The organism is Pseudomonas sp. PA-1-6B (assembly GCF_021609545.1).
GTDB classification, from domain to species: domain Bacteria; phylum Pseudomonadota; class Gammaproteobacteria; order Pseudomonadales; family Pseudomonadaceae; genus Aquipseudomonas; species Aquipseudomonas fluorescens_BV.
In genome coordinates this window covers 116986-124372 of sequence record NZ_WJZM01000008.1, presented here as the reverse complement: position 1 = coordinate 124372, position 7387 = coordinate 116986, and the positions used below count along the sequence as shown (strand labels likewise).

The window sequence follows — 7387 nt, the reverse complement described above, 5'->3', positions numbered from 1 at the left end:
GTTAAGATCTTTCGTCTCAACCGAGGCGCGCATTCTACAGCAGCCTCATTTGCTGTCAAGTGGTTATTTTCAGAAGTTTTCGAAGATTTCTTCAACAACTTCAACCACTTGCGCTTGCGATCTCTCGTAAGCGGGAGGCGAATTCTACAGCGTTACACGCTGCTGTCAACACCTCTTTTTCAACTTCCTTTTGGCTTCGATGAACTGAAGCAGCTTGCTGTCGAAAACCGCATAACTCATTGTTTACCAAGGAGTTTTCCGTTTCGACTGCGCTGGAAGTGGGGCGAATTATAGACAGTTATAATTCGCCGTCAACTCTTAATTCTGCTTTTCTATCAATAAGTTAGCTTCGGTTAAAAAACAACCAGCTCTCCACTGGACTTCTATCTATATAGAAGGAAAAGCTTAAATAACACCTGCTTCCTTCAATGCAGCCACATGAGCAGCTCCCAGCCCCAGAACTCCTTGCAGCACCTGAAGCGTGTGCTCGCCCAGTAGAGGAGGCGCACTCCGGTACTCTACAGGCGTCTTGGATAAGCGTATCGGGCTCGCAACCTGAGGCACCATCCCCGCCAATGCATGAGGCAACTCCACCGCCAAGCCACGCGCCTTGACCTGAGGATCGGAAAACACCTGCGCCAGATCATTAATCGGCCCACACGGCACGCCCACTCGCTCCAGCTGCGACACCCACTCAGCGGTCGTCTTGAAGACCGTCGCCTGGCGAATCAAGGGAATCAGCTCCGCGCGATTAGCCACCCGTGCGCGATTGGTGGCGAAACGCACGTCATCCGCCCATTGTGGTTGCCCAGCGACTTCAGCGAATTTACGGAACTGCCCGTCATTGCCTACGGTGAGAATGAAATCTCCATCGGCAGTGGGGAAATCCTGATAGGGCACAATATTAGGGTGAGCGTTGCCCAGGCGCTTCGGCGGCGTCCCGGTGGTCAGGTAATTCATCGCCTGATTCGCCAGGCAAGCCACCTGCACATCCAGCAACGCCATGTCGATATGCTGCCCACCACCATCGTGATCGCGATGAGCTAGCGCAGCCAAAATCGCCACGGTCGAATAGAGCCCGGTCAAGATATCGGTCAAGGCTACGCCAACCTTTACCGGCCCAGCGCCTTCATCCCCTTCAGGCCGCCCCGTCAGGCTCATGAGCCCACCCATACCCTGGATCATGAAGTCGTAACCGGCGCGCATCGCATAGGGGCCCGTCTGGCCAAACCCCGTAATGGAGCAGTAAATCAGCTCCGGGTTAACCTCTTTGAGGGACTCGTAGTCCAGTCCATACGCCGCAAGGCCACCCACCTTGAAGTTTTCGATCAGGATGTCCGACTTGGCAGCCAGGTCGCGTACCAGTTTCTGGCCTTCAGGTCTCGTAAAGTCGATGGTCACCGACTCTTTATTACGGTTGGCCGACAGGTAGTACGCCGCCTCACTGGTGTTCTCGCCATCCGCATCCTTAAGGAAGGGAGGGCCCCAAGCGCGCGTGTCATCGCCGCTGCCCGGCCTTTCGACTTTGATCACCTCGGCCCCAAGGTCTGCAAGAATCTGCCCGGACCAAGGGCCCGCGAGTACTCGTGACAAATCCAGCACTCGCAGATGCGAAAGCGCGCCCATGCCCATGCTCCTATTAATAGAACGCTTGAAGACCGGTTTGCGCGCGCCCCAGGATCAAGGCATGCACGTCATGGGTCCCTTCATAGGTGTTGACCACTTCCAGGTTGACCAGGTGGCGTGCTACCCCGAACTCGTCAGAGATGCCGTTACCGCCCAGCATGTCCCGGGCCATGCGCGCGATGTCCAATGACTTGCCACACGAGTTACGCTTCATGATCGAAGTGATCTCCACCGCCGCCGTACCCTCATCCTTCATCCGGCCCAGGCGCAGGCAACCTTGCAGGGCCAAGGTAATCTCGGTCTGCATGTCTGCCAGCTTCTTCTGGATCAGCTGAGTGGCAGCCAATGGGCGACCAAACTGCTGGCGATCAAGTGTGTACTGGCGCGCGGTATGCCAGCAGAACTCAGCAGCCCCCAGCGCACCCCAGGAGATCCCGTACCGTGCCGAGTTAAGGCAGGTAAACGGCCCTTTCAAGCCACGTACATCGGGGAAGATATTTTCTTCCGGCACAAATACGTTATCCATGACGATTTCACCGGTAATGGAGGCCCGCAACCCCACCTTGCCGTGGATAGCCGGAGCGCTCAGGCCTTTCCAGCCTTTTTCCAGCACAAAGCCACGGATATCTCCCGCATCGTCTTTGCCCCACACCACAAACACATCCGCAATCGGACTGTTGGTGATCCACATCTTCGCGCCGGTCAGGCTGTAGCCGCCATCCACTTTGCGTGCACGGGTGATCATCGCGCCCGGATCAGAACCATGGTTGGGCTCGGTCAGCCCGAAACAACCGATCCATTCACCAGAGGCCAGTTTGGGCAAATACTTCTGTTTTTGCGCCTCGGTACCAAACTCATTGATCGGCACCATGACCAAGGAAGACTGCACACTCATCATCGAGCGATAGCCGGAGTCGACACGCTCGACCTCACGAGCAATCAAACCGTAGCTGACGTAATTCAACCCACTGCCGCCGTATTGCTCGGGGATCATCGCCCCCAGCAAACCGGTCTCGCCCATCTCACGGAAAATAGCGGGGTCTGTCTTTTCATGACGGAAGGCTTCGAGCACACGCGGAGCCAGCTTGTCCTGAGCAAATTGCTCGGCGCTGTCACGCACCATGCGCTCTTCTTCGGTGAGCTGTTGATCCAGCAGCAGTGGATCGATCCAGTTGAAGCTTGCCTTGCCAGCCATGAATAAGTCCTCGCGAAAAAATCAGAAGTCGTGGATCCAGACTAGGCGCGGTCTGCGCAGAGGGCAAACGAGGTTTTTGCATAGGCTTGTGCTAATTTCTCACTTCGTAACACTCAAAAAGCCCATAAATGCGCTTTATCTGTGAGGGCAATGTACATGCGCCGGAAAATCCCCAGTACCACCGCACTCATCAGCTTTGAGGCAGCAGCCCGCCACGAGAGCTTCACAAAGGCAGCACTGGAGCTTTCCATCACCCAAGGCGCGATTTGCCGACAGATCGCCAGCCTGGAGGAGTTTTTGAGTGTCGAGCTGTTTCGCCGCTCACGCCGCGGCGTGAAGCTGACGGAGGCGGGGCTGTCTTATAGCCGTAGGGTTGCAACACAGCTGGACGCCGTGGAGCGCGACACCTTGTCGGTAATGGGCCAGCAAGGCGCCAATGTGATCGAACTGGCGGTGGTGCCCACCTTCGGCACGCAGTGGCTGATCCCACGCCTGAAGGACTTTCAACATCAGCACCCGGAAGTCACGGTGAACCTGACGAACCGCACACGCCCCTTCCTGTTCGCCGACACCGAGTTCGATGCCGCAATCTACTTCGGAGATGCCGATTGGTCGGGTACGCAATCCCACAGGCTGATGGGCGAGAACCCGGTACCGGTCTGCAGCCCGCGCTTACTCGGCGACCGCACGCACTTCACCCCTCAACAGATCGCCGAGCTGCCCCTGCTGCAGCAGACCACACGCCCCTACGCCTGGCGCCAATGGTTCAACGCCCAACAACTGAGCATCCCTCGCGACATGACAGGCCCTCGATACGAGCTATTCTCGATGCTGTCTCAAGCGGCCATGCATGACATGGGCATCGCACTGATCCCTCCTTTTCTCATCCAGCAGGAGCTGAAGGAGCAACAATTGGTAATCGCCAGCACCGAAGCACTGACCAGCGAAAAGGCTTATTACCTGATGATTCCTGACAGAAAGGTCGAATCCGCCTCTCTGCATGCATTCAGGGACTGGCTGGTCGACCAGTCAAGACGCTACAACCCAAGTAAATGAAGGGCAAAGCGCAATTACTGACTTTGTAGTCAAATAAATTAAGAGCCTACAGATGTACGTATATGTCGCATTTAAACAGACTGTACTTGTCAGCCAAAAACAAGGCTAAAAGCCATGTATTTCATGGCTCGTAGCGACTCTTACCGGCCAATGCACGACTATTCACACTGGCAATGGAAAAATGGACTGAAAACGCCTGAACGCCTTTAAAGGCTTGTATTTAAAGAGGTTATTTCAGCCTGTTGCGACAATCAGTCACAGGGTGACTTGTAGTTAATTTTTCGTCACCCGTCATAATCCCTTGATGGCCGTAAAGTTCGCCTGCAAAATGCCGCGCCCCGCTGTCATTTCAGCGGGATCGTGCTGATCGGCCGCCCCAGTTGCGCCACTCGCGGTGCACTGGCCTTTTTACAAAAAGATCAAAAGCAAAAAGATCATGCAGGAGATTTGACGTGCACATTGGTGTTCCTCTCGAAACCCAGACCGGTGAAACGCGGGTGGCTGCCACCCCGGAAACCATCAAGAAGCTGATCGGCCAGGGCCATAAGGTCACTGTACAAAGCGGCGCAGGCATCAATGCCAGCATCGTCGACAGTGCCTATGAAACGGCAGGCGCCACCATTGGCAGCGCCAACGACGCATTTGGCGCCGAGCTGATTCTCAAAGTGGTTGCCCCCAGCGACAGCGAACTTGCGCTGATCAAAAGTGGCACCGTGTTGGTGGGCATGCTCAATCCGTTCAGCAACGAAACCATCGCCAAGCTCGCCGAGCGCGGCATCACCGCCTTCGCCCTGGAAGCCGCGCCGCGCACTTCACGCGCTCAAAGCCTTGATGTGCTGTCTTCGCAAGCCAACATCGCCGGTTACAAGGCCGTGTTGCTGGCCGCTCACCACTACCCGCGCTTCATGCCGATGCTGATGACTGCTGCCGGCACTGTAAAAGCCGCACGCGTACTGATCCTTGGCGCCGGTGTGGCGGGCCTGCAAGCCATCGCCACGGCCAAGCGCCTGGGCGCGGTGATCGAAGCGTCCGACGTACGCCCGGCGGTTAAGGAGCAGATCGAATCCCTGGGCGCCAAGTTTGTCGACGTTCCCTACGAAACCGATGAAGAGCGTGAATGCGCCGTCGGTGTCGGGGGCTACGCACGCCCGATGCCCACCAGTTGGATGCAGCGCCAGGCCCTGGCCGTGCACGAACGCGCCAAACAGGCCGATATCGTCATCACCACCGCCCTGATCCCGGGCCGCAAGGCTCCGACCCTGCTCAGCGCCGATACCGTAGCGCAGATGAAACCCGGCTCGGTGGTCATCGACCTCGCCGCTGCCCAGGGTGGCAACTGCCCGTTGACCGTGGCCGACCAGGTAGTGGTGGAAAACGGCGTGATCATCTGCGGCCCGACCAACCTGGCGGGCGCTGTCGCCGCCGACGCCTCGGCCTTGTATGCGCGCAACCTGCTGGACTTCCTGAAGCTGGTCTTCACCAAGGAAGGGCAGTTTGAAATCAACCTCGAAGACGACATCGTCGCCGCGTGCCTGATGTGCCGCGACGGCCAAGTCATCCGCAAAAACGCCTAAACAGGGATTCAGACGATGGAAGAGCTTATCTCCCCCGGTATCTACAACCTGATCATCTTTGTGCTGGCGATTTATGTCGGTTATCACGTGGTCTGGAACGTAACACCCGCATTGCACACGCCGCTGATGGCCGTGACCAACGCCATTTCCGCGATTGTTATCGTCGGCGCCATGCTCGCCGCCGCTCTCACCGTGACGCCACTGGGCAAGACCATGGGCACGCTGGCCGTGGCCCTAGCAGCGGTAAATGTCTTCGGTGGCTTCCTGGTCACCCGCAGGATGCTTGAGATGTTCAAGAAGAAAGCCCCGAAAGTAAAAGAAGAGGCGCCCAAGTAATGAGCATGAATCTCGTGACGACGCTCTACCTGATCGCGTCGATTTGTTTCATCCAGGCCCTCAAAGGCCTCTCGCACCCGACCACTTCGCGGCGCGGCAACCTGTTCGGCATGCTCGGCATGGCGCTGGCGGTACTCACCACCGTCGGCCTCATCTATAAGCTGGGGGCTGAACTGGCGACTGCCGGTATCGGCTACGTCATCGTTGGCCTATTGGTTGGCGGTACCGCCGGCTCGATCATGGCCAAGCGTGTTGAAATGACCAAGATGCCCGAGCTGGTCGCGTTCATGCACAGCATGATCGGCCTCGCAGCGGTGTTCATCGCCATTGCCGCCGTGGTCGAGCCGCAGTCCCTGGGCATCGTCAAGCACTTGGGCGATTCGATACCGGCCGGTAACCGCCTGGAACTGTTCCTCGGTGCCGCTATCGGTGCAATCACCTTCTCCGGCTCGGTGATCGCATTCGGCAAGCTGTCGGGCAAGTACAAGTTCCGCCTGTTCCAGGGCGCACCGGTACAGTTCGGCGGCCAACACAAACTGAACCTGGTACTCGGCCTGGCAACCCTGGGCCTGGGCCTGGCGTTCATGTTCACCGGCAATCTCAGCGCATTTGCACTGATGCTGGCCCTGGCCTTCGTGCTGGGTGTGCTGATCATCATCCCGATTGGCGGCGCCGACATGCCCGTGGTGGTGTCGATGCTCAACAGCTATTCCGGCTGGGCAGCGGCGGGCATCGGTTTCTCGCTGAACAACTCGATGCTGATCATCGCCGGTTCCCTGGTGGGCTCCAGCGGCGCGATCCTGTCGTACATCATGTGCAAGGCGATGAACCGCTCCTTCTTTAATGTGCTGTTGGGCGGTTTCGGCAATGCGCCGGATGCTGGCGCTGCGACGGGCTCCAAAGAAGCACGCCCGGTGAAGTCCGGCTCCGCTGATGACGCCACCTTCCTGCTCACCAACGCGGACACCGTGATTATCGTCCCAGGCTACGGCCTTGCGGTCGCGCGGGCACAACACGCGCTCAAGGAGCTGACCGAGAAGCTGACCCACCACGGCGTCACCGTAAAGTACGCGATCCACCCGGTGGCGGGCCGTATGCCGGGGCACATGAACGTATTGCTGGCCGAGGCCGAAGTGCCTTACGACCAGGTGTTCGAGATGGAAGACATCAACTCCGAGTTCGGCCAGGCCGACGTGGTGCTGGTATTGGGCGCCAACGACGTGGTCAACCCGGCCGCCAAGAACGACCCGAACTCACCCATCGCCGGCATGCCGATCCTCGAGGCGTTCAAGGCCAAGACCATCATCGTCAACAAGCGCTCGATGGCCAGCGGCTATGCGGGCCTGGATAACGAGTTGTTCTACCTGGACAAGACCATGATGGTGTTCGGTGATGCCAAGAAGGTCATCGAAGACATGGTCAAAGCCGTCGAATAACACTGCGCCAGCGCAATACCCGAAACCCTGGCCTCACGTAGGCTGGGGTTTTTTATTAGCGGATGAAACCCGACCAAAGGCTCTAAATCGCGACCTGGCATTCGACCATGGTAGCGGGCCGAAACTTTTTGAAATCACTACACTGCCCACCTTGCTTTCCGTAG

7 protein-coding genes are annotated in these 7387 nt (G+C 57.7%); 5 read left to right on the top strand and 2 right to left on the bottom strand.

The window, feature by feature from the left end; all coding sequences use genetic code 11:
- Nucleotides 1-294, top strand: a 294-nt coding sequence (locus GIV35_RS06905) for a hypothetical protein (protein WP_236485845.1), incomplete at its 5' end; no start/stop codon positions are given.
- A gap of 111 nt (nt 295-405) precedes the next feature.
- Here the strand turns inward: GIV35_RS06905 and GIV35_RS06900 are convergent.
- Both GIV35_RS06900 and GIV35_RS06895 read right to left on the bottom strand, forming a co-directional pair.
- Nucleotides 406-1626, bottom strand: a complete 1221-nt coding sequence (locus GIV35_RS06900; RefSeq protein ID WP_236264635.1) for a CaiB/BaiF CoA transferase family protein — start codon at nt 1624-1626, stop codon at nt 406-408.
- 13 nt (nt 1627-1639) lie between these two features.
- On the bottom strand, nt 1640-2821 hold the full coding sequence (locus GIV35_RS06895; protein WP_003187423.1) for an acyl-CoA dehydrogenase: 1182 nt from the start codon (nt 2819-2821) through the stop codon (nt 1640-1642).
- 156 nt (nt 2822-2977) lie between these two features.
- Between GIV35_RS06895 and GIV35_RS06890 the strand changes: the two genes are divergently transcribed.
- The 4 genes from GIV35_RS06890 (at nt 2978) to GIV35_RS06875 (ending at nt 7223) form a co-directional block, all read left to right on the top strand.
- Nucleotides 2978-3877 (top strand): LysR family transcriptional regulator, encoded by a 900-nt coding sequence (locus tag GIV35_RS06890; protein WP_168220159.1) that lies wholly within the window; start codon nt 2978-2980, stop codon nt 3875-3877.
- A 452-nt stretch (nt 3878-4329) separates the two neighbouring features.
- Nucleotides 4330-5451, top strand: coding sequence for a Re/Si-specific NAD(P)(+) transhydrogenase subunit alpha (locus tag GIV35_RS06885; RefSeq protein WP_034129252.1), 1122 nt, complete (start codon nt 4330-4332; stop codon nt 5449-5451).
- 15 nt (nt 5452-5466) lie between these two features.
- On the top strand, nt 5467-5787 hold the full coding sequence (locus tag GIV35_RS06880) for an NAD(P) transhydrogenase subunit alpha (RefSeq protein ID WP_003187417.1): 321 nt from the start codon (nt 5467-5469) through the stop codon (nt 5785-5787).
- Entirely contained in the window at nt 5787-7223 is a 1437-nt protein-coding gene (locus GIV35_RS06875; RefSeq protein ID WP_034129251.1) for an NAD(P)(+) transhydrogenase (Re/Si-specific) subunit beta, read from the top strand. Before GIV35_RS06880 ends, GIV35_RS06875 begins: the two co-directional genes overlap by 1 nt.
- Nucleotides 7224-7387 lie beyond the last annotated feature (164 nt).